Annotated in this window: 23 protein-coding genes; 8 read left to right on the plus strand and 15 right to left on the minus strand. The window is 73.3% G+C overall.

The window, feature by feature from the left end; genetic code table 11:
• The 5 genes from ACY34K_RS23515 to ACY34K_RS23535 form a co-directional block, all read left to right on the plus strand.
• Nucleotides 1-484, plus strand: a 484-nt coding sequence (locus ACY34K_RS23515) for an Hsp70 family protein (protein WP_462750296.1), incomplete at its 5' end; no start/stop codon positions are given.
• Nucleotides 481-1,209, plus strand: a complete 729-nt coding sequence (gene grpE / locus ACY34K_RS23520) for a nucleotide exchange factor GrpE (protein ID WP_462750298.1) — start codon at nucleotides 481-483, stop codon at nucleotides 1,207-1,209. The genes ACY34K_RS23515 and grpE, both read left to right, overlap by 4 nt.
• 18 nt (nucleotides 1,210-1,227) lie before the next feature.
• Entirely contained in the window at nucleotides 1,228-1,611 is a 384-nt protein-coding gene (locus ACY34K_RS23525) for a hypothetical protein (RefSeq protein WP_462750300.1), read from the plus strand.
• A 187-nt stretch (nucleotides 1,612-1,798) separates the two neighbouring features.
• Nucleotides 1,799-2,638, plus strand: coding sequence for an AAC(3) family N-acetyltransferase (locus ACY34K_RS23530; protein WP_462750486.1), 840 nt, complete (start codon nucleotides 1,799-1,801; stop codon nucleotides 2,636-2,638).
• Nucleotides 2,639-2,834: 196 nt separating this feature from the next.
• Nucleotides 2,835-4,055, plus strand: a complete 1,221-nt coding sequence (locus ACY34K_RS23535) for a phosphodiester glycosidase family protein (RefSeq protein ID WP_462750302.1) — start codon at nucleotides 2,835-2,837, stop codon at nucleotides 4,053-4,055.
• Nucleotides 4,056-4,082: 27 nt separating this feature from the next.
• On the opposite strand, the gene ACY34K_RS23540 is transcribed toward ACY34K_RS23535, so the two are convergent.
• Complete coding sequence (locus tag ACY34K_RS23540) at nucleotides 4,083-4,277, minus strand: hypothetical protein (RefSeq protein WP_462750304.1); 195 nt, start codon at nucleotides 4,275-4,277, stop codon at nucleotides 4,083-4,085.
• A 120-nt stretch (nucleotides 4,278-4,397) separates the two neighbouring features.
• Nucleotides 4,398-5,324 carry a phosphatidylinositol-specific phospholipase C/glycerophosphodiester phosphodiesterase family protein gene (locus tag ACY34K_RS23545; RefSeq protein WP_462750306.1) on the minus strand — a complete coding sequence of 309 codons (927 nt, stop codon included), beginning with the start codon at nucleotides 5,322-5,324 and terminating at the stop codon, nucleotides 4,398-4,400.
• 210 nt (nucleotides 5,325-5,534) lie between these two features.
• Between ACY34K_RS23545 and ACY34K_RS23550 the strand changes: the two genes are divergently transcribed.
• Together ACY34K_RS23550 and ACY34K_RS23555 are read left to right on the plus strand one after the other, a co-directional pair.
• Entirely contained in the window at nucleotides 5,535-6,179 is a 645-nt protein-coding gene (locus tag ACY34K_RS23550; protein ID WP_462750308.1) for a helix-turn-helix transcriptional regulator, read from the plus strand.
• The gene (locus ACY34K_RS23555; RefSeq protein ID WP_462750310.1) at nucleotides 6,176-7,309 is read left to right on the plus strand and encodes an aminotransferase class I/II-fold pyridoxal phosphate-dependent enzyme; all 1,134 of its coding nucleotides are present in this window, start codon (nucleotides 6,176-6,178) and stop codon (nucleotides 7,307-7,309) included. Before ACY34K_RS23550 ends, ACY34K_RS23555 begins: the two co-directional genes overlap by 4 nt.
• A gap of 156 nt (nucleotides 7,310-7,465) precedes the next feature.
• Here ACY34K_RS23555 and ACY34K_RS23560 read toward each other — a convergent pair whose 3' ends face one another.
• From ACY34K_RS23560 to ACY34K_RS23610, 11 genes are all read right to left on the minus strand, one after another.
• Nucleotides 7,466-8,062 carry a hypothetical protein gene (locus tag ACY34K_RS23560; protein WP_462750312.1) on the minus strand — a complete coding sequence of 199 codons (597 nt, stop codon included), beginning with the start codon at nucleotides 8,060-8,062 and terminating at the stop codon, nucleotides 7,466-7,468.
• A complete protein-coding gene (locus ACY34K_RS23565; RefSeq protein WP_462750314.1) occupies nucleotides 8,055-8,849 on the minus strand; it encodes a bleomycin resistance protein in 795 nt (264 codons plus the stop codon). Before ACY34K_RS23565 ends, ACY34K_RS23560 begins: the two co-directional genes overlap by 8 nt.
• A 228-nt stretch (nucleotides 8,850-9,077) precedes the next feature.
• Nucleotides 9,078-9,941: an ANTAR domain-containing protein gene (locus ACY34K_RS23570; RefSeq protein WP_462750316.1), complete on the minus strand. Its 864-nt coding sequence runs from the start codon at nucleotides 9,939-9,941 to the stop codon at nucleotides 9,078-9,080.
• Nucleotides 9,942-10,029: 88 nt separating this feature from the next.
• A complete protein-coding gene (locus tag ACY34K_RS23575) occupies nucleotides 10,030-10,692 on the minus strand; it encodes an ABC transporter ATP-binding protein (RefSeq protein ID WP_462750318.1) in 663 nt (220 codons plus the stop codon).
• Nucleotides 10,685-11,602: an ABC transporter ATP-binding protein gene (locus ACY34K_RS23580; RefSeq protein WP_462750488.1), complete on the minus strand. Its 918-nt coding sequence runs from the start codon at nucleotides 11,600-11,602 to the stop codon at nucleotides 10,685-10,687. Before ACY34K_RS23580 ends, ACY34K_RS23575 begins: the two co-directional genes overlap by 8 nt.
• Nucleotides 11,603-11,625: 23 nt before the next feature.
• Complete coding sequence (locus ACY34K_RS23585; protein WP_462750320.1) at nucleotides 11,626-12,492, minus strand: ABC transporter permease; 867 nt, start codon at nucleotides 12,490-12,492, stop codon at nucleotides 11,626-11,628.
• Nucleotides 12,485-13,450 (minus strand): ABC transporter permease, encoded by a 966-nt coding sequence (locus ACY34K_RS23590; RefSeq protein ID WP_462750322.1) that lies wholly within the window; start codon nucleotides 13,448-13,450, stop codon nucleotides 12,485-12,487. Before ACY34K_RS23590 ends, ACY34K_RS23585 begins: the two co-directional genes overlap by 8 nt.
• 23 nt (nucleotides 13,451-13,473) lie before the next feature.
• Nucleotides 13,474-15,081: an ABC transporter substrate-binding protein gene (locus ACY34K_RS23595; protein ID WP_462750324.1), complete on the minus strand. Its 1,608-nt coding sequence runs from the start codon at nucleotides 15,079-15,081 to the stop codon at nucleotides 13,474-13,476.
• Nucleotides 15,082-15,169: 88 nt separating this feature from the next.
• Nucleotides 15,170-16,273, minus strand: coding sequence for an acyl-CoA dehydrogenase family protein (locus ACY34K_RS23600; RefSeq protein WP_462750326.1), 1,104 nt, complete (start codon nucleotides 16,271-16,273; stop codon nucleotides 15,170-15,172).
• Nucleotides 16,270-17,451, minus strand: coding sequence for an acyl-CoA dehydrogenase family protein (locus ACY34K_RS23605; RefSeq protein WP_462750328.1), 1,182 nt, complete (start codon nucleotides 17,449-17,451; stop codon nucleotides 16,270-16,272). Before ACY34K_RS23605 ends, ACY34K_RS23600 begins: the two co-directional genes overlap by 4 nt.
• A complete protein-coding gene (locus tag ACY34K_RS23610; protein ID WP_462750330.1) occupies nucleotides 17,448-18,416 on the minus strand; it encodes an NADPH:quinone oxidoreductase family protein in 969 nt (322 codons plus the stop codon). Before ACY34K_RS23610 ends, ACY34K_RS23605 begins: the two co-directional genes overlap by 4 nt.
• 311 nt (nucleotides 18,417-18,727) lie before the next feature.
• On the opposite strand from ACY34K_RS23610, the gene ACY34K_RS23615 reads away from it, so the two are divergent.
• Nucleotides 18,728-20,143, plus strand: coding sequence for a pyridoxal phosphate-dependent aminotransferase (locus tag ACY34K_RS23615; RefSeq protein WP_462750332.1), 1,416 nt, complete (start codon nucleotides 18,728-18,730; stop codon nucleotides 20,141-20,143).
• Nucleotides 20,144-20,239: 96 nt separating this feature from the next.
• Here the strand turns inward: ACY34K_RS23615 and ACY34K_RS23620 are convergent, their stop codons facing one another.
• Both ACY34K_RS23620 and ACY34K_RS23625 read right to left on the minus strand, forming a co-directional pair.
• Nucleotides 20,240-20,983 (minus strand): PIG-L deacetylase family protein, encoded by a 744-nt coding sequence (locus tag ACY34K_RS23620; RefSeq protein ID WP_462750334.1) that lies wholly within the window; start codon nucleotides 20,981-20,983, stop codon nucleotides 20,240-20,242.
• Nucleotides 20,984-21,025: 42 nt separating this feature from the next.
• Nucleotides 21,026-22,321, minus strand: coding sequence for an alpha/beta fold hydrolase (locus ACY34K_RS23625; protein ID WP_462750336.1), 1,296 nt, complete (start codon nucleotides 22,319-22,321; stop codon nucleotides 21,026-21,028).
• Nucleotides 22,322-22,327: the final 6 nt, after the last annotated feature.

Genomic DNA, 22,327 nt, shown 5'->3' on the forward strand with positions numbered 1-22,327 from the left:
ACAGCGCATGACCGTCACCGGCGGCTCCGCGCTGCCGAAGGACGACATCGACCGCATGATGCGCGAGGCCGAGCAGTACGCGGAGGAGGACCACAAGCGCCGGGAGGCGGCCGAGACCCGCAACCAGGCCGAGGGCCTCGTCTACCAGACCGAGAAGCTGCTGCGCGACAACCCGGACAAGATCCCCGGTGAGGTGAAGTCGGAGGCGGAGGCGGCCGTCGCGGAGCTCAGGACCACACTGGAGGGCCAGGACACCGGCGCCGTCCGCGAGGCCAGCGACAAGCTGTCCGCGGTCGCGCAGAAGATCGGTTCCGCCATGTACGCGCAGGCCCGGGCCGCGGGCCCGGGCGATGCCGAGGGCAGCGCCGGCCGGGGCGGGGCCGGAGCGGCCGGCGGTGGGGACGAGGCCGCGGGGAGCGGCGACGGGGACGAGGTCGTCGACGCGGAGATCGTCGACGACGAGCAGAAGGGCGGTGCCGGATGACCTTCCCCAGGGGCCCGTCCTCGTCCGGCGGTGACGGCGACCACCCGTCGGTCGTGGTCCATGACAGGCGCAGGATCGACCCGGTCACCCTGCGGCTGCGGCAGGAGGCCCTGCGGGACCGGCCGCGGGAGAAGCGCGGGCCGGTCCGTACGCCCAGGCAACCGCCCCCGGCGCCGTCACCCGCCGTTCCGGCCGCGCCCTCCTCCGCCGCGCCGCCCGCCCCCTCCCCGCCCGTGCCGTCGGCGGCGGCGGACGAGGTGGCGCGGTTGCGCGCCCGGCTCGCCGAACGGACGGCGGACGTCCAGCGGCTCAAGGCCGAGTACGACAACTACCGCAAGCGGGTGCGGCGGGACCGTCTGGCGGTACGCGAGATCGCCGTGTCGAACGTGCTGGCCGGACTGCTGCCGGTGCTGGACACCGTCGACCGGGCCCGGGAACACGGCGCGGACGGCATGGCCTTCACGGCCGTCGCGGACGAACTGGAGCGCCAGGTCGCGGCGCTCGGCCTGCTGCCGGTCGGCGAGCGGGACGAGCCGTTCGACCCGCAGGACCACGAGGCGCTGACCTACACACAGTCCGAGCGGGCCGCCCGGCCCGTGGTCTCCGCGGTGCTGCGGCGCGGCTACCGGGTGGGCGACCATCTGCTGCGGCCCGCCCAGGTCGCCGTGACGGGTCCGCCCGCACGCGCGGTGTCCGACGAGGGGCGGGCGGACCCGCCCGCCTGACCCGGGAGGTTGCGACGCATGGCCCGTCTGGCGGTGAAGGGCGAGGACCTCGTGGTGCACCTGGCGTGGCGGGAGCGGGCCGCGGCTCGCCACGGCGACGTCCGGGTGCCGGTGTCGGCGGTGAGCGGGGTGTCCGTCGAACCCGACTGGTGGCGTGCGCTGCGCGGCATGCCGGGCAGGGGACTCAGCGTCCCGGGCCGGCTGAGCGCGGGCACGCGGCGCCTGCCGGACGGCGGCGAGGACTTCGCCGTGGTCCGGGCGGGTGGGCCCGTGCTCTGTGTCGACCTGCGCCGGCACGCGGCTCCGTTCCGCCGCCTCGCGGTCTCGGTTCCCGACCCCGAGGAGGAGTTGCGGACGGTGCGCCGCGCGCTCTCCGACGGCCCCGCGGGAGGCTCCGGATAATGGCGCGTTCGGCCCCTCGGCGGTCGAACTCCGTTTTCGTACAAGGGGACATGGGAGAACCTTGGCTTCTTCTGGCATCCGGCGAGGCGGTCTCCGCGTCTACGATGTGCCGGCATGAACCAGCAGCCGTGCCCCGGGCGGGGACGGCGGGAATGAGTGAGCCTTGACCGCGACCGGGAGCCGCACGATCCGAGCACGGGACACACTCCGGACGCTCCGGGCACCGCACACGGAGCGTCGTCTCACCGCCCAGCTCGTCGCGCTGGGGGTCGAGCGGGGCGGCTTCCTGCTCGTGCATTCCTCGCTGCGTGCGCTGGGCCCGGTGGCGGGCGGCGGTGAGGGGGTGCTGCGGGCGGTGCGCGCGGCGCTCGGCCCGGGGGGCACCGTCGTGGTCCCGACGTTCACGGCCCACAATTCGGACACGTCGCCCGCGTACCGGGAGCGGGTGCGGGGGCTGGGTCCGGCGGAGGTGGCGGCCGTCCGCGCGACGATGCCGCCGTACGACGCGCAGACCATGCCGGCGACCGGTGTGGGGGTACTGCCGGAGCTCGTGCGGACGGCCTGGGGCGCGCTGCGCAGCGCCCACCCGCAGACGTCGTTCGCGGCGCTCGGCGCCCATGCCGAGAAGGTCGTCTCGGACCATCGGCCGGACTGTCATCTCGGCGAGGATTCACCACTGGGCCGGCTGTATGACCTGGGCGCCCAGATCCTGCTGCTGGGGACGGGTTTCGACCGGTGCACGGCGTTCCATCTGGCCGAGTACCGGGTGCCGGCTCCGCGCCGGCGCTCGTATCGCTGTGTGATCCGCGAGGGCGGGGCGCGGCGCTGGTGGGAGTACGAGGACGCGGAACTCGACGACGGCGACTTCGCGGACCTCGGCGCGGATCTGGAGCGCGACGCCGCCCCGGGAGTGGTCCGGGACGGCATGGTGGGTTCGGCCCGCTCCCGGCTGGTGGGGATCGCCGACGCGGTGGACTACGCGCGGGGCTGGATGGAGCGGAACCGCCTCGCGGGGCCGCGTTCCTGACGGTGCGTCCGGTGCGTTTGTGACGCGAGGGGGTGGGGGCGCACCCTAACGGCGTATGTTCCCTGGTCCGTTCGCGGATGTTCGGTTCGCGGTCACGTGTGTCCGGGCAACTCTTCTGCGACCTGGATGAGTTGCCCTGACAACTGGGGGGAACGTGACCGTGAGACGGCGGCGGGCCACGCGACGTGGCGCGCGGATGCGTACGATCCTGTTCGTCGCTCTGGGCTGGAGCGCACTGATCGGCGGAGGACTCGCCGGAGTTCCGTCCGCGACCGCGGCCGAGCCGGCCTGGGCCCGCGTCGGCACAGGCGTGGAGTACCGGCACCTGGACATCCCGTCGGCCCGGGGGACCGCCCGTGCCCATTTGCTGTCGGCGGACCTCGGTGACGCCCGGGTGTCGGTGGGGCTGCTGTACCCGGGCTTCGTCGCCGCGCGTTCCGCGGTGTCCTCGCTGGCCGACGGCGCGGGCGCGGTGGGCGGCATCAACGGGGACTTCTTCCATCTGTCGGAGACGCAGCATCCGGGGGTCGAGGCGACGCACTCGGCGGTCGGCCCGGCCGTGGCCGACGGGCGTGCGCTGAAGGCCGCCGTGCCGAACGGCCAGCGTTTCGGGCCCGTCCTGCCGCCGGGGACGAACACCCGCCAGGTGCTGGGGGTCGGCGAGGACGGCCGGGCCCGTGTGGGCGAACTGGCGCTGAGCGGGGCGGTCTCGACGCCGGACGGGGTGCTGCCGCTGCGCGGGCTGAACCAGTACGCGCTGCCGGTGGGGTCGGTGGGCGTGTTCAACAAGGACTGGGGCAGCGCGTCCCGGGTGCGCTCCACGTGCGGCACGGACACCTCGCGGGGAGCGCCCTGCAGTGACGAGACGTACGAGGTGACACTGCGGGGCGGCAAGGTCGCCGCAGTGGCGGAGACCCCCGGCCGCGGGGCGATCGCCGCGGGTACGCAGGTCCTGGTGGGGCGGGAGGCAGGCGCCCGGGAACTGCGGAAGCTGGCGGTCGGCGACAACGTGCGGGTCACGCACAAGCTGGTGCCCGCCGGGGACGACGCGCGGGTCGGGTACCGGTTCGCGGTGGGGGGTTCTCCGGTCCTGCGGGGCAGTGCGCCGCTCGGCGGGATGGACGGTGTGACGGCGGCGGTGCGCACGGCCGCCGGGGTCGCGGAGGACGGCCGTCGGCTGCTGCTCCTCGCGCTGGACGGTTCGCCCGAGTTCCGCTCCGGTCTCACCGTCGTCGAAGTCGCGGAGGTCATGCGGGAGCTGGGGGCCTCGGACGCGGTCAACCTCGACGGCGGGGGGTCCTCCACGCTGGTGGCCAGGGTCGGCGGGGCGTCGAGGGTGAGTGTCCTCAACCACCCCAGCGGCGGGGTCCAGCGGGCGGTGCCGAACGGGATCGGTCTCTTCGTCGGGGCGGCCTGAGCCGCCGGGGCCGGGTGTGCGGCGTGGTCAGGGCTTGAAGCTGCTGACCACGTCGGCGGTGGCGGAGACCCCGTGGTAGATGGTCGGCGCCAGACTGGTGCTGGCGAGGAAGAACCCGAGCAGGCCGCAGACCAGCGCGTGGGAGATCTTCAGGCCGCCGTTGCGCAGGAAGATCACCGCCAGGACCAGCAGAAGCACCACCACTGAGACGGACACGGCCATGGTCACCCTCCTCGGCCGCCGCACCGGGTGTGCGGCATTCGGCGGCCAGTCTGGCGGAGCGGCGGCGCCGTACGGCCGTACGGCATGTCCGCCGAACGGGTATTACCTGGCCGCGACCCGTTACTCGCCCCAGTGGTGCAGGAAGTGCGCGAGTCCCGCGAGGTCGTCGGTGTTGATGTGGTCGACGCGGGCGGCCAGCAACTCGGCCCACAGGGCGTCGCGGGCGGGGCCGGGCACATCGGGCGTGGCCCAGAACCTGAGGCGCCGGCCGGACCGGTGGGCGGCGGAGACCAGCGCGCGCAGCCGGTTCCGCTCCGCGACGGGGAAGGGACCGCTGCCCAGCCAGCCGAAACTGTGGTTCCAGTTGCCGCTGACGAGGGGGATGAGGGAGGCGGGTGCGGCGGCCGCGAGGTCGTCGAGGCGGCCGTCGTAGAAGGCGTACCGGGTCCGCTGGGCCTCCATGGGGGCGCGCGCCGCACGGTCTCCGGAGATCACCGGCGTGATGGCGCCGAGCCGGACACGGCCGTCGGCGCAGGAGCTCAGCATGCGCCGGTACGCGGACAGTTGGCGGTGCAGTTCCAGGTAGGCGGCGGCGCCGTCCGCCTTGATGTCGATGAGGAGCTGCACCGGCCGGCGGTGCCTGCGGTACACCGAGCCGTGGTTCGCCTCGACGCGGGCCAGCAGCGGGTCGAGGTACAGCGAGCGGAGGGTGCGCGTGGGGTCCAGTTGGGCGGGCTCGTGGGCGACGAGGAGTTCGCCGCCGACGAGGAACACGTCGGCCTCCAGGCTGGTGAACCCCTGGGCGAGGGCGTCGTGCAGGGGGCGTTCGTGCAGGTAGTCGTTGTGCGCGTGCGCGCGGCGCAGTGGCCGCGCGGAGGTGAGGTGTCCGGAGGTGAGGTGTCCGGAGGTGAGGTGTCCGGAGGTGAGGTGTCCGGAGGTGAGGTGGGGGGCCTCGGCCGCGGACGCGCTCTGTGCGGGGAGGGCTGGACCCCCGGCGGCGGTGGCGGTGAGCGCGAGGACGGCGGAGCGGCGGGACAGGGGCGCCATGGCTGGTCTCCTGTGGGCGCTGGGCGGCTGCGACGGGACCGAGTATGCGCTCCCCCGGCCGCCACCCGGGGCTGATCGCGGCGGAGTTGGCCGATGTGTCGCCGGCCGGCCCCCTTCGCCCCGCGCACCCGCCGCACGCACGATTCGTCGCCAGGGCGCCGGTCAACACCCGCCTGGACTTTCTGTCCAGATTGGACGTAGGGTCCACCCATGGAGAGCGTCGAAGAGAGCCCGGACGCCCGGGTGCGGGCCTGGGGCCCCGCGTGCCGGGCGGTGGCACTGCTGCTCGGGCCGTATGCCGAAGTGGTGCTGCACGACCCGGACACCGACCGGGTGCTGGGCATCTGGAACCCGATGAGCGGGCGCCGCCCGGGCGACCCCTCGCTGCTGGGCGAACTGGACGTGCTCGACCCGTCGGCGGCCGATGTGTACGGGCCGTACGAGAAGCTGCTGGCCGACGGGCGACGGCTCTCCTCGGTCAGCGCGGTCCTGCGGGACGGCGAGGGGCGGCCGTCCGCGGTGCTCTGCGTCAATCTCGACAGAACACCGCTGGAGCAGGCGGCGGCCGTGCTGTCCGCGTTCGGCGCCCCGGCCGTCGGCCGCCCGGAGCCCCTGTTCGAACAGGACTGGACGGAGCGGGTCCAGCACGTCGTCGGCGCCTATGTGCGCGAGTGCGGGCGACCGGTCGAACGGCTGGGCAAGGAGGACCGCCTCGAAGCGATCGCCCGGCTCGACGAGGCCGGCGTGTTCGCGGTCCGCCGTGCGGTCCCGGTCGTCGCCGGCGCCTTGAAGGCCTCGCGCTCGACGATCTACGCCCTGCTCGCCGAGCACCGAGCCCGGAGGACCACACCATGACCCGGCTGCCCGACTTCCGCCTGGAAACGTACTTCTCCCGCTGGGAGTTCGCCGCCCGCCATCATCTGACCGCGTCGGACGCGCAGACGATGACGCTGGACGAACTGCTCGCGCTGGCCGACGAGGAGGACCGGCGCGCCTTCGGGAGCCTGTCGCTGGGGTACACCCAGACGTTCGGCGACCCCGCGCTGTGCGAGGTGATCGCGGGGACCTACGCACACGCGGACGCTGACGACGTGATCTGCTTCGCCGGCGCGGAGGAGGCCCTCTACCTCGCCATGCAGGTGCTTCTGGGCCCGGGCGACCACGCGGTCGTCGTGACGCCGAACTACCAGGCCGCCGAGACCGTACCGCTGTCGCTGTGCGACGTCACGGGCGTCGCACTGGATCCGGCACGGGACTGGGCGCTGGACCTGGACCAGGTGGCCGCGGCGATCCGCCCGCACACCCGGCTCGTTTCCGTGAACTTCCCCAACAACCCGACCGGCAAAGTGATCGGCGTCGACGAGTTCACGGCCCTGGCCCGGCTGTGCGACGAGCGGGGCGTCCGGCTGTTCAGCGACGAGGTGTACCGCGGTCTGGAGCGCGACCCGGCCCGCACGCTCCCCCAGGCCGCGGACCTGTCGGAGCGGGCCCTCTCGCTGAACGTCACTTCCAAGTCCCTGGGCCTGCCCGGCCTGCGGATCGGCTGGATCACCTGCCGCGACCGCGAGCTGCGCTCACGCCTGGAGCGCGCCAAGCACTACACGACCATCTGCAACGCCGCCCCCAGCGAGGTCCTGGCCAGGATCGCGCTCAAGGCGCGGGACACGATCCTGGACCGCAACCGCTCCCTGATCGCACGGAATCTGCCGGTGTTCGACGCCTTCTTCCGGGAGTTCCCTGACGACTTCGAGTGGCGGGCCCCGGACGGAGGCTGCGTGGCGTACCCGCGGTACCGGGGACCGGAGGGCGTCGAGGAGTTCTGCGCGCGGCTGGTGGCGGAGGCCGGGGTCCTGCTGCTGCCGGCGAGCATCTACCGGTCCGAGCTGACCGAGACACCCACCGACCGGTTCCGGGTCGGTGTCGGCCGCCGCGGCCCCGAGGAGGGACTGGGGGCGTTCGCCCGCTGGATGAGGGAGAAGCGATGAACGCCGCCCTGTCGGTGCCGGTCCGGCGCCCCGCGGACAGCGCACACCGGGCCACCGGTCCGCAGGCCACCGGTCCACAGGCCACCGGTCCACAGGCCACCGGTCCGCAGGGCACGGCCGAACAGCGCGGGGCGCGGGGTCACGCCGCGCGCCGTGTCAGGACTTGCCCATCTGTTCGGTCGTACGGTGCCCGAGCCGCGCGGCGAACTCCGCGCGGAAGGCCACGGCCAGGGGCGGCCAGCCCCAGAAGTCGAAGGCGAGCGCCCCGAGGTCGAACCCGCCGCCGAACGCCCACTCGGTCACCGGGACGGACGCCGCGCAGGCGGGACAGGCCACGCTCCCCTCCCCCGTCTCCTTCCAGGCGGTGATGCCGTCCCTGAACGGCCGCCACGCCTCCTCGTCGGCCTCGAACGCCTCCGGGTAGTCGATGATCACGGTCCGTGCGCCGCACCCGGGGCAGGTGGCACTGTCCGCCGCGTGCTCCCCCTGACCGCCGACATGGTCCTCACGGCCCACGAGGACCGCGACCGGCCCGGGTATCCAGGTCGGATCCGAGGACTCCGCCACCGCCCGCGCCCAGTTCGGGCCGGGCACATACCCCTCGTCCACGCCGTCGCTGTACACGCCGGTACCCGATGTCTCGCGCGTGAGCACCCCCTCGGCGACCATCCAGTCCACCATCCGCTCGGCGAGCAGCCCGGCTTCCTCGCCGGTCACCTCGACATCGACGATCCGCTCGAAGTAGTCACCCATGTGCCCCTCGTCCCCTTTCCGGCCCGGTGCGGCCCACTGTGCCATCCCTCTCCGGCAACGGCCCCGGCGCCCGGTGTGCCGCGCCCCCGGCCCGCAGCTCGGCAAGCCGGGCCAACGCGTCGTGCGCGGAATCCCGTTCGCCTTCGGTGAGGGGCAACGCGGCGGCCCTGTCGAGCAGTCCGGCCGCCCGGTCGTCGTCCCCGAGCCGCGCGGCGATGTCTCCGCGCAGCACGAGCAGGCGCACGTGCTGTACGGGAGTGGGCCGCTCGTCCTCCTTCTCCAGCACGCGGTCGATGATCCTTGCCGCCCCCGGCAGGTCCTGCTTGGAGTCGGCGAACAGATCGGCCAGGTGCAGCGCGCGGGCGAAGGCCCCCCGGGGCACCGGGCGAAGGCTCTGGTCCTCGTCGATCTTCTGCCCGACGCGGACGGTGTTGCCGCCCGGGTCGGTCATCAGGAACTGCCGCATCCCGTAGGACATGTCCTTCAGCGGCCCGATGCGGGGCAGTCCACGGCTGGGAATCCTTCCGTACGCCGCCTTGAGGCCCGAGCGGAACGCCTCGTGGAGGGCGTCGACGTCCTCGGTGACGACGTAGCAGCCGGAGTACGACTGAGAGGGGTCGTAGTTCTTCATGCCGAAGAACTGGAGCTGGACGGTGCCGCGTTCGACGGCCGCGTAGGGATAGGGGCTCTTCTGCAGGAACGTCGTCTCGAACCCCAGGGCGGTGTAGAAGTCGAGGACCGGCTGGATGGTCCGGCACGGGAGCAGCGGGATGGTTTTGTCGGTCACGACGAGCATTGTAGTCAAACTTGAATAGCTGCCCGGCAGGGTGTGGGTCGGCGCTCGGAGGTCGGCCGGAATCCGGCGGTTCAGGCGGCCGGCGGTCCGGCGACCGGCCGGGTGGCGGCTCGCTGCTGATTCACGGGCAGTGGGGCCGGGCCGCCGGGGGGCTCCGTCGCCCTGAGCGGGACCGGGCCCCCGGGGAAGCGGCGGGCGGCGCGGGGACGGGCAGGGCACTCATCTGCGCCGCCCGGGCCGGGGATTCGGCCGGCGTGCCGTGGCGTGCAGGAATTCGAGGGCGTCGAGGACGACCGTGCGGTCGTACCAGGCGAGCCAGGCGCCGACCTGTTGTCCGGTGTGACCGAGAGCCTTGAGCTGGGCGGGTAGCAGCCCCGCGATGGGGCGGTCGAGGTGGGCGGAGACCATGCCGACGCAGCGGCCGTTGTGGGTGAGCGGCACGCTGTGGCAGGAGCGGCTGCCGGCGGCGAGGATCGCGTGGCGGGAATCCTCGTCGAACACCGGGGCGACGGCGACATCGGGGACGGTGACCTGGGCGACGTCCCGCGCCGCCTGGGCGCAGGAGGTGCCCTCCGGGCCGACGAAGTCGAAGAAGTCGACGAACTCGGCGCTGAGCCCGGCGTGCTTCTCGATCCGCAGACCGCGCGCCGCGCGGTCCACGATCTGCACGTTGCCCATGTCGGTGCCGACCACGGCCATGGTCTGCGAGAGCACCGCGCGCAGCACTTCGCCGCGGTTCGCGCGGGTGGCGTCGACGGCCAGGATGTCCAGGTTGGGTGGCTCATGCCGGACCCGTCCCGGGAACCAGTGCGCGGCACCCGTGTCCGGGGGCGGCACCCGGACGAGTGCTTCCGCGACGGTGCGCAGTTTGACGTTGAACCGCTGGGAGGCGTGCTGCATCAGCAGGAAGGCGCTCTCCGCGTCGGTGAGCCGGTAGCGCTCCCTGATGATGCCCTGTGCCTCCGCGATCAGCGGCCTGGTCCGGGCCTGGGCCCGCAGATGGCGCACCTCGTCCCGCAGCCTGGCCACTTCGTCGCGTGTGGCGTCGTCGTCGGCAGCACCCAGCCTGAACGTGTCGGTCATGGAACCCGCACCCATTCCTTCCCGCTCCGCCCCGCCCGGAGCCTGTCCTTCCGGCGTTCCTCCCGGCTCCTGCCCTGACCGGCTCGGTTCATGCGGCGGGCAGGCTGTCCGTCCAGTCGGTGGTCCGGTCGCACCAGCGTTCCAGGAGGACCCGGTCGTGTCCGACGGCGAGCAGGCCCGCACCGTGTTCGCGGCGGTAGTTCTCGACCGCGGCGACCAGGGCCGCGGTGGTCGAGGCGTCGAGCATCGCGGTCATCTCGTCGCACACCAGCCAGCGGGGCCGGAGCACCAGGGCGCGGGCGAGGCAGGCACGCTGGAGCTGGCCGTCGCTGACCTCGTGGGGGCGGCGGGCCAGCAGGTCGTCGGTGAGGCCGACCGTCCCGGCGAGTTCGGCGACCCGGTCCGCGGCCCCGGCGCGGCGCCCGGTGGCCCGCAGCGGCTCGGCGATCACGTCGCGCAGCCGCAGCCGGGGATCGGCCGACGTCCGGGGCTGCTGGAAGACGACGCCGATGGCGGTGCGCAGGTCGCGCGGGGCACGGTGGCGCCAGCGGCGTACGGGTGTGCCGTCGACGACGACCCGCCCGCTGTCGGGCCGGTGCAGCAGGGCGGCGACCCGGGCGAGGGTGGACTTGCCGCAGCCACTGGGGCCGAGGAGTCCCACGGCCTCCCCGGGCGCCACGGAGAGGGAGACACCGCGGAAGATGGGCGAGCGGCGGTCGTAGCCGGCGGTGACGGTGTCGAGTTCAAGCACGGGCCGTCTCCTCGCCGTGGTGGCAGGCGACGCCGTCCCGGAAGTCCGGTACGGCGCGGCAGGTGTCCGTCGCACGGTCGCAGCGCGCGGCGAAGGCGCAGCCGTCAGGGAGGGCGCCCAGCTCCGGCGGCATGCCGGGGATGGGGGTGAAGTCCCGTTCCGGGAGCGCGGCGAGCAGTCCGCGGGCGTACGGGTGACGGGGGCCGGGTGCGCCGAAGAAGCGGGCGGCGTCGGTGAGTTCGACGATGCGGCCCGCGTACATCACCGCGACCCGGTCGGCGATGCGCTCCGCGGCCGCCAGGTCGTGGGTGATCATCAGCAGGGCGCGGCCGTCGTCGGCGTGGCGGCGCAGCTCGTCGGCGGTGCGCTCGACGAGGTCGCGGTCGAGGCCGGTGGTCGGCTCGTCGGCGAGGAGCAGCGGCGCGTCGCCGACGAGCGCGAGGGCGGTCGCGGCCCGCTGCGCGAGGCCGCCGGAGAGTTCGTGCGGGTAGCGGTCCAGGTGTCCGGCGGGGAACGATGCCCGTTCGGCCGCCGCCTCGACGGCCCCGGCGCGTTCTCGCCTCGGTGTGCGGGTCAGCTCGCGCACCGTCTCCTCCAGTTGTGCGCGCACGGTGCGTACGGGGGTGAGGTGCGCGGCCGGGGACTGGGGTACGAGGCCGATGCGCCGTCCCCGTACGCTGCGGGCGAGGGTGCGTTCGGCGGCGGACAGCAGGTCGATGCCGTCGACGACCGCCGTGCCGGAGGTCTGGGCGTTGCCGGGGAGCAGCCCGAGGAGCGCGGAGGCGAGCACGGACTTGCCGCAGCCGCTCTCGCCGACGAGGGCGAGGCACTCACCCGCGGCCAGCTCGAAGGTGGCGCCGGTGACGGCGGCGACGTGGCGGCCGCCGCGCATCCGGAAGCGCACGGACATGTCCCGTACGGACAGGACGGGGCTCACAGCATCAGCTCCGATCGGCGGCGCGGGTCGAGCCGTTCCCGCCAGGCGCCGGCGAGTCCGGCGACGGCGAGCGTCGGAATGATCAGGAAGAGTCCGGGGAAGAGCGTCGGCCACCAGTCGCCGGCCGTCAGCGAGCCTCGGGCGGTCTGCACCAGGGTGCCGAGGCTGGCCTGGTGGGCGGGCAGCCCGAGGCCGAGGAAGGACAGGGCCGACTCGTGCCACATGGCGTGCGGCACCATCAGGACGGCGGCGAGCCCGGCCTGCGGCAGTACCGGGGGGACCAGGTGGCGGACGGTCACGCGCCACCGGGAGGCGCCGCCGGAGATCGCTGCGTCGATGTAGGGGCGGGCGCGCAGGGACAGCACTTCGGAGCGGACGATCCGGGCGGTCGACAGCCAGTGGGTGAGGGCGACCGAGACGATGACGGGGCCCAGGCCGGGGCGGAACATGGCGACGACGAAGATCCCGAGCAGTAGGTGCGGCACGGACGAGGAGGTGTCGACGAGCCGCATCACGAGCCGGTCGGTCCAGCCGCCGAAGGCGGCGGCCGCCGCGCCGACCGCGGTGCCGATCACGGTGGCGACGAGCGCCGCGACGAGGCCGACGAGCAGGGAGACGCGCAGGCCGTAGACGCAGCGCAGCAGCAGGTCGCGGCCGACGTCGTCGGTGCCGAAGGGGTGCGCCAAGGACGGTGGCCGGAGTTTCATCGACAGGTCGACGGCCTGCTCGTCGAGGTGGACGAACGGCGGGACGACCAGGACGGCCAGCACCACGGCGACGGCGACGGCGGCGGAGACCGTGACGCGGACGGTGCGGGTGGAGCGGCGGGTGCGGCCGTGGGACGTCCATACGGGCTCAGCCATCGAAGCCCACTCTCGGGTCGGCCAGTCCGTACAGCAGGTCGGACAACAGGTTGCCGAGCAGGACGGCCGCCGTGGCGAGCACGGTGAGCGCCGCGAGCAGCGGGAAGTCGACGGACGTGGCCGCCTGGACGGTCGCCGCGGCGATCCCCGGCCAGCTGAACACGGTCTCGACGAGCAGCGCGCCGGTGATGAGCTCGGGGACGCGGGAGCCGATGAGGGTGAGCATCGGCAGCATGCCGGACCTGAGGGCGTGGCCGAGGAGGACGGTGCGTTCGCCGAGCCCCCGTGCGCGTGCGCCGCGCACGGGGTCCTCGTCGAGGGCGTCGGCGACACCCTGGCGGACGTAGAGGAAGAACCACGGCAACTGGGAGACACCGAGGACCAGTGCCGGGAGCACGAGGTGGGAGGCGACCTGGCCGGGGGTGACGGTGTCGCTCCCGGTGTCGGTCAGTCCGCCGGCCGGGAGCGCGCCGAGCTTCAGGGCGAAGAACCAGATCGCGAGGAGGCCGAGCCAGAAGGCGGGGGCGGCTTCCAGGGTGTACGCGGCGGAGCTGGCGCACCGGTCGAGCCAACCGCCCTGCCGACGTGCGGCGAGCGCACCGAGGGCGGTGCCGAGCAGGACGGCGACGGCGAAGGCGGTGGCGGCGAGCAGCGCGGACCAGCCGATCCGCTCGGCGATGACGTCGGCGACGGGCTGGCGCATGACGGCGGAGTCCCCGAGATCGCCGGTGACGGCGGCGGTGAGCCAGTGCCACCAGCGGGAGACGAGTGGCTGGTCGACTCCGAGGTTGGCGCGGAGCTGGTCGAGGTTCTCCTGCGAGGCGGTGAGGCCGGCGGTGCCGGCGTAGGCCTTGACGGGGTCGAAGGGGGAGGCGGCGGCGACGGCGAAGACGCCGAACGTGACGGCCAGCAGGACGGGGCCGGCGAGCAGCGCCCGCCGTCCGGTCATGCGTGCCATCGCCCCCCAGGGGAGGCGGCGGCTCACTTCTCCGCGCCCTTGGGCGTCCAGTCCTCGACGTTCCACCAGGGGCCGGAGGCGAGACCGTGGTCGTGCGGCTCGATCTGGGTGGACAGCCCGTCCCACTTGTCGTTGACGACGTACAGGTGGTCGATGTGGGTGAGGAAGGTGTAGCCGGGGTTCTTCACCAGCTCGCGCTGGACGGTGTCGTACGCGGCCTTGCGGGCAGCCTTGTCGTCGGTCCTGCGGCCGGCGTCGAGGGCCTTGTCGACGGCGGGGTTGTCGTACCGCGCCATGTTGTTGAAGCCGTCGCCGGCGAGGGTGGACTTCAGCAGGAGGTACTGGTCGAAGTCGGGGTCGCCGGGCGAGCCGCCGCCCGCGAGGACCGCGTCGTCCTTCATCCGCGGTTCGATGACTTCCCAGGTGCCGGCCTGGGTCTTGATCTCGATGCCGGCCTTCTTGGCGTCGGAGGCGTAGGCGAGGGCGTGGTCCTGGCGGAGCTTGTCGCCGGAGAGGTACCAGAGCGGGAAGCTCGCGCGGACGCCGTCCTTGACGCGGACGCCGTCGGCGCCGGGCTTCCAGCCGGCGTCGTCCAGGATCTTCTTGGCGGCGGCGAGGTCGTGGGTGCGCTCGGTGCCCTTGGCGAACCATTCGCTGCCGGTGGGTACGGGCCCGTAGGCGGGCTTCCCGGCACCTTCGAGGATCTTGTCGACCATGGTGCCGCGGTCGACGGCGACGTCGAGGGCGCGGCGGACGGCGGCGTCGCCCGCGACCTTGTTGTGGGTCGGCAGGGTCACGGTCCGGTAGTCGTAGGTCTTGGCGGCGTACGTCTTCTTCGCGCCGTCGTTCTCGAACCCCTTGGCGAGGTTCGGCGGCAGGATCGCGCCGTCGAGGTCGCCGGAGCGCAGCCGGGTCGCGCGGACGTCGTCGTCCTTGATGATCGCCATGGTGAACTTCTTCACCTTCGGCGCGCCGCCCCAGTAGTGCGGGTTGGCCTTGAAGCTGATCTTCTCGCCCTTGGACCAGTCGGTGAGGATGTAGGGGCCGGTGCCGACGGGCCGGGTGGTGAAGGGGCCGGTGTTGACGTCCTGCTTGCCCGCGATGTGTTCGGGGGCGATGGCGAGGACGGTGCGCTCGGCGAAGGGCGCGTAGGGGTGAGCGAGGGTGAAGACGACGGTGTGGTCGCCTTCCGCCCGGACGTCCTTCAGCGCTTCGAGTTCGGTCTTGGAGGCGTTGTTGGTCCTCGGGCTGAGCACCGTCTTGTAGGTGAAGACGACGTCCTTGGCGGTGAAGGGCGTGCCGTCGCTGAACTTCACGCCCTTGCGGAGCTTGTAGGTGTAGGTCAGTCCGTCGGCGCTCACCTGGGGGAGGGCGACCGCGAGGGCGGGCCGCAGCCGCATGTCGCCGTCGAGGGCGAGGAGGCCGTCGAAGATCTTGGAGTTGCCGTCCTTGCCGTAGCCGAGGAGGGGGCTGAGGGACTCCGGTTCGTACGCGATGCCGACGACCGCACTGTCCTTCGGGCCGCCGACACCCGAGCCGGGGGCTCCTGGGTTCGAGCAGGCCGCCGCGGTGATGGCCAGGGTTGCGGCCAGTGTCGCGGCGGCCGTGCCGCGTATGGATCGGGCGGTCATGGTGCCACACCCCTCGGGAAGATCAGCTGTTGTTGCGAACGATTCGCAATTAAACAGCATGTAGGGGGGTGGCTCGGTACCGCGGTCCTTACCGGGCGGTCGGGGGGCCGGGGAGACCGGCCAGCTCGGCGAGGGTTTCCTTGTGCCGGCCGGCGGAGCCGAGCGCGATCTGGTCGGCCTTCGCGCGCTTGAGGTACAGGTGCGCGGGGTGCTCCCAGGTCATGCCGATGCCGCCGTGCAGCTGGACGCACTCCTCGGCGGCGTGGACGGCGACGCGCGAGCAGTGGATCTGGGCGACACAGACCGCGAGCGGCGCCTCGGGGCTGCCGGTCGCGAGCGCGTCCGCGGCCGCCCTCGCGGCGGCCCGGGCGTTCACGACCTCCAGCCACAGCTGGGCCATGCGGTGCTTGAGCGCCTGGAAGGAGCCGACCGGCCGGTTGAACTGGTGGCGCTCGCGCGTGTGGCGGACGGTCTCCTCCAGGCACCATTCGGCGATGCCCAGTTGCTCGGAGGCGAGGAGCCCGGCTCCGGCGAGCAGGCCCCGCCGGACGGCGGCGCGGGCGGTGTCGCCGTCGGCGAGACGGGTGCCCGTGCCGTCGGGGGTCGTGACGGCGGCGAGCGGGCGGGTGAGGTCCAGCGGGATCTGCGGCTCGACGGTGGCGTCCGCCGCGTCGACCGCGTAGAGCCCGTCCGGCCGCGGCACGAGCAGGACATCGGCGAACGCGGCGTCGGCCACCTGGCCGACGGTGCCCGAGCCGGCCGGCTCGGAGCCGGGCGCGGTCGCCAGCGGGACGGCGAGGACGGCGACCCGATGGCCGGCGGCGACCTCGGCGAGCAGCCGCGTCGCGGTGTCACCCGCGTCCACGGCGAGCAGCGTCTCGGTCGCCACGACGGAGCTGGTGAGGAACGGCACCGGGGTCACCGCCCGGCCGAGCTCCTCCAGCACCACGGCGGCCTCGCGGTGCGAGGCGCCCTGGCCGCCGAGCTTCTCCGGGACCAGGAGGCCGGCCGTGCCCATGTCCGCGGCGAGCGCCCGCCACAGGTCCGGGTCGTACGGACCGGCGGCGTCCTCGGCGCGCCCGGTCAGGGCGGCCGGGCCGGCCCGGTCGGTGAGCAGGGCGCGTACGGCGGCGCGCAGGTCGCCCTCGGCCTCGGAGTACAGCAGGTCCGGCTGGTCCGGCAGATCGGTCATCGGGTGAGGTCCTTCCAGGCGACGTCCTTGTCGTTGCGCGGCTCGGCGGGCAGCCCGAGAACGCGTTCGGCGACGATGTTGAGGAGCACTTCGCTCGTACCGCCCTCGATGGAGTTGCCCTTGGATCGGAGGTAGCGGTAGCCGGCGTCGCGACCGGTGAAGTCGACGAACTCGGGGCGGCGCATGGTCCAGTCGTCGTACAACAGCCCCTCCTCGCCGAGGAGTTCCACTTCCAGGCCGCTGATCTCCTGGTTGAGGCGGGCGAAGGCGAGCTTCATGCCGCTGCCCTCGGGGCCGGGCTGGCCGGCGACGAGCTGCTGGCGGAGCCGTTCACCGGTCAGCCTGGCCACCTCGGCGTCCACCCACAGGTCGAGGAGGCGCTGGTGGAGGTCGTGCGTGCGCAGCTCGGGCCGGTCGCGCCAGGTCCGCGAGACGGGGCCGATCATGCCGCCCTCGCGCGGGATGCGCATACCGCCGATGGAGACGCGCTCGTTCATCAGAGTGGTCTGGGCGACCCTCCAGCCGTCGCCGACCGCGCCGAGGCGGTGGGCGTCGGGGATGCGCACGTCGGTGAGGAAGACCTCGTTGAACTCGGCCTCGCCGGTGATCTGGCGCAGCGGCCGCACCTCGACACCCGGGTCGGTCATGTCGCACAGGAAGTAGGTGATGCCGCGGTGCTTGGGCCGGTCGGGGTCGGTCCGGGCGATCAGGATGGCCCAGCGGGCGACATGGGCGCTGGAGGTCCACACCTTCTGCCCGTTGATCACCCAGGTGTCGCCCTCGCGGACCGCGCGGGTGCCGAGCGCGGCGAGGTCGGAGCCGGCGCCGGGTTCGCTGAACAGCTGGCACCAGACCTCCTCTCCGACCCACAGGGGCCGCAGGAAGCGCCGCTTCTGCTCCTCGGTGCCGTAGGCGAGGATCGTCGGGGCGGCCATGCCGAGGCCGATCCCGATCCGGCGGGGGTCGTTGTCGGGCGCTCCCGCGGCCTCGAGTTCGGCGTCCACGACGGCCTGGAGGGAGCGGGGGGCGTCGAGTCCGCCGAGGCCGAGGGGGTAGTGCACCCAGGCGAGTCCGGCGTCGAAGCGGGCCTCGAGGAAGTCGGTGCGGCCGGTGGTGGCGGGCGGGTGGGTCGCCAGCAACTCCTGGGTGCGGCGGCGAAGTTCGGCGGCGTCGGTCACTTGGCGGCTCCTTCCGGGAGGACGACGAGGCGGCCGGTGGTGGTGCCGTCGGCGACGCGCTGGACGGCGGCCGCCGCGTCCTTCAGGCCGACCCGCTCACTGATGAGCGGCTTGATCAGGCCCTTGGCGGCGTATTCGGTGAGGGTGTCGTGGCAGCGCAGGACCGCCTCGGGGTCCTTCTGGTTGTACAGGCCCCAGTGCAGACCGACGATCGAGTAGTTCTTGACCAGGGCGTGGTTGAGGGCGGGGGCGGGGATCTCGCCGGCGGCGAAGCCGACGATCACGATGCGGCCCTCGAAGGCCACGCACTTGGCGGACTTGGTGTAGGCGTCGCCGCCGACGGGGTCGTAGACGACATCGGCACCCCGGCCGCCGGTGGCCTCCTTGACGGCGCCGACGATGTCGTCGCTGCGCCGGTCGACGACGAGGTCGCAGCCCAGCTCACGCGCGACGGCTGCCTTCTCGGGCCCGCCGACGACGCCGATCACCGTGGCGCCGGCGGCCTTGCCGAGCTGTACGGCGGCGCTGCCGACGCCGCCCGCGGCGGCGTGCACCAGAAGCGTCTCGCCCGCCTTGAGGGCGGCGCGGCGGTGCAGGCCGAAGAACCCGGTCTGGTAGCCGATGTGCAGGGCGGCCGCCTCGGCGTCGTCCAGCGCGTCGGGGGCGGGCAGGACGGCGGCCTGGTCGGCGACGACGTACTCGGCGAGACCGCCGTGCGGCAGGGCGGAAGTGGCGATGACACGCCGACCGTCCTCGGTCTCGCCGCAGATCTCCACCCCCGGGGTGAACGGCAGCGGCGGGCGCACCTGGTAGTGGCCGCGGCAGAGCAGCGCGTCGGGGAAGTTGATGCCCGCCGCACGGACCTTCAGCAGGAGCTGCCCGGCACCGGGGGTGGGCCGGTCCACCTCTTCGAGCCGCATCACCTCGCCCGGCTCGCCGTTCCGGTGCACTCGCCATGCCTGCATTGGGGGCCTCCCACAAGGATCGGGCAGTACCGCGCTGGATCGCACTCAGCACATACTAAGCGGTCGCTTGCCCGCCGCGGAAGAGGTCGCACCGGTCGGCGAGGCACCTTCGCCGACGCGCGCCGGACCCCCGGAGACCGGACGGGGCGGCTGCGACCACCACGGTGGCGGCTCGGGCGGCGGCTCGGGCTCGGTCACGGTCCGCCGACACCATGAGCCCCCGGCGTTGAACGCCGTCCCACCCGTCATCCGTATGGATCGTTGGCCCGCGCCCTCCGGTGCGGGTCTTCCAGGGGCAGGGAGGGCAGTTCATGGCCGGCGACGTCACCACGCTTTTCCGGACCGCGACCGCACACAGTCCGTCGATCGCGATGCTCGACCGGGCAGGCGGCTCGGGACCCGGCCGGATCACCGACTTCTGCATCCCGTGCAACGCCTACTTCCCCACGCCGGAGATGTTCGACCGGCTCGGTGCCCGGCTGCGGGAGATCCTCACCTACTACCCGAGCGGCGCCGACACCATCACCGCCGAGCTGTGCCAGGTCCTCGGCCTCAATCCGCAGACCGTCGCGATGGGCAACGGCTCCACCGAACTGATCACCTGGATCGATCACCTCCTGGTCCGTGAGTCGCTCGCCGTTCCGGTGCCCACCTTCGGGCGCTGGACCGACCAGCCGATGGAGACCGGCAAGCGCGTCGACATGTTCCTGCTGCCCGAGGCGTACGGCTTCGGTCTCGACACCGACGCCTTCGTGCGGTTCGTACGCAGCAGGGGCTCCCGGACGGCGGTCATCTGCAACCCCAACAACCCCGACGGCGGGCTGCTGTCGAAGCAGCAGGTCCTGGGGCTGTGCGACGCCCTCCAGGATCTGGACCTGGTGGTCGTCGACGAGTCCTTCCTGGAGTTCGCGGACGCCCCGGCGGAGACCAGCATCGTCGAGGAGGCGGTCCTGCGGCCCAATGTGATCGTGCTGCGCAGCCTCGGCAAGAACTTCGGCCTGCACGGCATCCGGTTCGGTTACCTCGTCGCCAATCCGGCCCTGGCCGGCCGGGTGCGCTCCATGCTGCCGAAGTGGAACATCAACTCCTTCGCGGAGGCCGTGGTCTTCATGCTGAAGGAGCACCGCCAGGAGTACGCGGAGAGTCTGCGCCGGGCCCGTCGCGACCGGCAGGAGATGCTCACCCTGCTGTCCACGCTGCCCGGCCTCACCGTCTATCCCTCGCAGGGCAACTTCGCCTACGTACGGCTGCCGGTGGGGGTGGACGGAGCGGTGCTGCGGGACCGGCTGCTCACGGAACACGGCGTGCTGGTCCGCGAGTGCGGCAACAAGGTGGGCAGTTCCAGCAGGTTCCTGCGGCTGGTGGTGCGGCAGCCGCAGGAGGTGCGACTGCTCGTCTCGGCGATGGAGCAGGTGCTGTACGGCGGTCCCGTGCGGCAGTCGGCCACCTCGCCGGTCGCGCTCCCGGCCCAGGCGGCCCCTCCGCCCGCGCCCCTTCCCGCCCGGAGCCCGGCGTCCGCACCGCTGCCCCCGCCCACACCGCTGCCCGCACCGGCTCCCGTGCCCGCGGCGCCGGGCCTGGAACTCGTACCGTCCCAGCTCCCGCCGGTCGCCGTACCCGCGCCGGCCGCGGCTCCCGCGTCCGTCCGATCGGTCGGCCCCATGGCCATGGCCCGCGGCTACACCTCGGGGACGGCGGCCGTCGACCGGCTCGTCTCCGGCGCCTAGGCGCCCGCCCCGGGGGCGTCCGCGAAGTCCCGTCCGTCCGGCGGGCGGTCGGGCCTTCGCGGACGGGCCCGGGCGAACTCCCCGGGCCGCCGCCGCTCAGCGGCCGAACAGTTCGAACGTGACCGCCGGACGACCGCCGAAGCGCCCGGCCGCGGCCCGGGCGTTGCCGGTGAGGAACGTACGGCAGTACTCCTCGGGGTCCTGCTCGGTCAGGGCCTCGATGTAGGTGCGGTGTTCGAGCAGGGACCGCACGGCGCGGTCCAGGCCCGGTGTGGCGTCGACCGCGTGCGTCGGGGTGGAGGAGCCGGCCACCGCGACCCAGCGCACCCCGTTCCAGGGTTCGAGGCCCTGCTCGGTGAGTTCGGGGAAGATCCAGCGGTTGCCGGCGTCCGCGGCCGCGTCGAGTGTGGCGCGGCCGACGGCCACGTGGTCGGGGGTGTTCCAGGCGACACCGCCCCAGGTGTCGCGGTGGTTGAGCGTGATGACGAGCTCCGGGCGGTGGCGGCGGATCGCCGCCGCGATGTCCCGGCGCAGGTCGAGCCCGTACTCGATGACGCCGTCCTTGTGATCGAGGAACTCGACCTCCGAGACGCCGACGACCGCGGCACTGGCCCGCTGTTCCTCCTCGCGCAGCGGGCCGCAGACGGCGGGGTCGAGCGTGTCGATGCCGGCCTCCCCGCGGGTGGCGAGCACATAGGCCACCTCGCGGCCCCCGTCGGTCCAGGAGGCGATCGCGGCCGAGCAGCCGTACTCGAGGTCATCGGGATGGGCGACGACGGCGAGGGCTCGCTGCCAGTCGTCGGGCATCGGTCGCAGCTCTTCGGTCACTTGATCGGTCATGATCGCAGCATACGTAGCGCCGTCCGGCCCCGCGGGGTGAACTCAGGCGTCGCGGGCCAGCGAGAGCAGGCGGTCCAGGACGCGCGGGCCGCTCGCCCGTACGCCGTCGTGCTCGTACTCGTCCGTGACCCAGGTGCGTAGCCCTCGGATCGTGCGGGCGGTGGTGAGTGAGTGGGCCGTGTCGACGTACATGTCGTCGTGGTAGACGGCGGCGGCGACCGGTACGCCGTTGGCGGCGAGGCGCGGCTCGTCGTAGAGGGCCGGCCAGTCGGTGCGGGCGGCGAGCAGTTCGGCGGTCTCCCGCAGGGGCCGCAGCGCCGGGTCGGTGTCGAAGTGCCAGGGGTGGATGGTCTCGCCGGTGAAGAGCAGCGGTTCGTCGCCGGCGAGTGCCTTGGCCGCGTCGAACGCGGGGAACTCCGTCCGGACTCGCTCGGCGGCCCAGGCGGTCGGGCCGTGGCCCTGGGCGTAGATGGCTTCGTGGAGGACGGCGTAGAGCGGGTGGCCCGCGTAGGAGAGGACGGCCTGCACGCTCTCCTGGAAGGCGTCGGAGAGGGCTGGGCCCGCGGGGGTGCGGACGAAGGCGTTCTCCAGGAGGTAGTGCAGCTGGTGGCTGCCGTCGCCGCCGCCGAGCAGGATGCCGAGGGACTGGAACGACTCGGGCGTGAGGACGTGCCCGTTGGGCAGCACGGTCCGGTGCTCGATGAGGTGCAGCGCGATGCGGCGGGCCCGTTCGACGTCCTGCGGGTAGCGGGCGTAGTGCGCCTCGACCTTGCGGCGCATGCGGGGGTAGGCGGCGCGGTAGACGTCGTCGGCGGTGGCGTCGAGTGACGGCAGGCCGCCGGTGACGAGGACGGTGCGCAGGCCTTCGGGGGCGGTGGAGAGGTAGTGGGTGGCACAGAAGCCGCCGAAGCTCTGGCCGAGTACGGTCCAGGGCGCACCGCCCGTCAGCCGGCGCCGGATCAGCTCGCAGTCGCGCACGATGCTGTCCGCGCGGAAGTGGGCGAGGTAGTCGGCCTGGGCGCGGGGACCGTCGCGCAGCGGGAGGGTCTGCCGGTTGGCGGGTGTGGAGCGGCCGGTGCCCCGCTGGTCGAGGAGCAGGACGCGGAACTCCTGGAGGGCGCGGCCGAGCCAGGCCTGCCTGCCGGTGAAGCGACGGGCGCCGAAGCCGGGGCCACCCTCCAGGTAGACCAGCCAGGGCAGGTCCGCTGCGGCCTGTCCGGTGGCGACGACTTCGCGGCCGTACAGCTCGATCTGTTCGCCGGCGGGCGCCGCGTGGTCGAGCGGGACGGTGAAGTGGTGGTCCGTGAGGACGACGCCGGGCTGGCGGTAGGTGGTCAACGCTGC

It is taken from the genome of Streptomyces sp. STAM6 (assembly GCF_054963715.1).

Bases quoted from the DNA above. Each gene is read 5' to 3' on its own strand.
- grpE (WP_462750298.1), top strand. From the start codon at position 481: ATGACCTTCCCCAGGGGCCCGTCCTCGTCCGGCGGTGACGGCGACCAC.
- ACY34K_RS23525 (WP_462750300.1), top strand. From the start codon at position 1,228: ATGGCCCGTCTGGCGGTGAAGGGCGAGGACCTCGTGGTGCACCTGGCG.
- ACY34K_RS23535 (WP_462750302.1), top strand. From the start codon at position 2,835: ATGCGTACGATCCTGTTCGTCGCTCTGGGCTGGAGCGCACTGATCGGC.
- ACY34K_RS23540 (WP_462750304.1), bottom strand. From the start codon at position 4,277: ATGGCCGTGTCCGTCTCAGTGGTGGTGCTTCTGCTGGTCCTGGCGGTG.
- ACY34K_RS23545 (WP_462750306.1), bottom strand. From the start codon at position 5,324: ATGGCGCCCCTGTCCCGCCGCTCCGCCGTCCTCGCGCTCACCGCCACC.
- ACY34K_RS23550 (WP_462750308.1), top strand. From the start codon at position 5,535: ATGGAGAGCGTCGAAGAGAGCCCGGACGCCCGGGTGCGGGCCTGGGGC.
- ACY34K_RS23555 (WP_462750310.1), top strand. From the start codon at position 6,176: ATGACCCGGCTGCCCGACTTCCGCCTGGAAACGTACTTCTCCCGCTGG.
- ACY34K_RS23560 (WP_462750312.1), bottom strand. From the start codon at position 8,062: ATGGGTGACTACTTCGAGCGGATCGTCGATGTCGAGGTGACCGGCGAG.
- ACY34K_RS23570 (WP_462750316.1), bottom strand. From the start codon at position 9,941: ATGACCGACACGTTCAGGCTGGGTGCTGCCGACGACGACGCCACACGC.
- ACY34K_RS23580 (WP_462750488.1), bottom strand. From the start codon at position 11,602: ATGTCCGTGCGCTTCCGGATGCGCGGCGGCCGCCACGTCGCCGCCGTC.
- ACY34K_RS23585 (WP_462750320.1), bottom strand. From the start codon at position 12,492: ATGGCTGAGCCCGTATGGACGTCCCACGGCCGCACCCGCCGCTCCACC.
- ACY34K_RS23590 (WP_462750322.1), bottom strand. From the start codon at position 13,450: ATGGCACGCATGACCGGACGGCGGGCGCTGCTCGCCGGCCCCGTCCTG.
- ACY34K_RS23595 (WP_462750324.1), bottom strand. From the start codon at position 15,081: ATGACCGCCCGATCCATACGCGGCACGGCCGCCGCGACACTGGCCGCA.
- ACY34K_RS23600 (WP_462750326.1), bottom strand. From the start codon at position 16,273: ATGACCGATCTGCCGGACCAGCCGGACCTGCTGTACTCCGAGGCCGAG.
- ACY34K_RS23610 (WP_462750330.1), bottom strand. From the start codon at position 18,416: ATGCAGGCATGGCGAGTGCACCGGAACGGCGAGCCGGGCGAGGTGATG.
- ACY34K_RS23615 (WP_462750332.1), top strand. From the start codon at position 18,728: ATGGCCGGCGACGTCACCACGCTTTTCCGGACCGCGACCGCACACAGT.
- ACY34K_RS23620 (WP_462750334.1), bottom strand. From the start codon at position 20,983: ATGACCGATCAAGTGACCGAAGAGCTGCGACCGATGCCCGACGACTGG.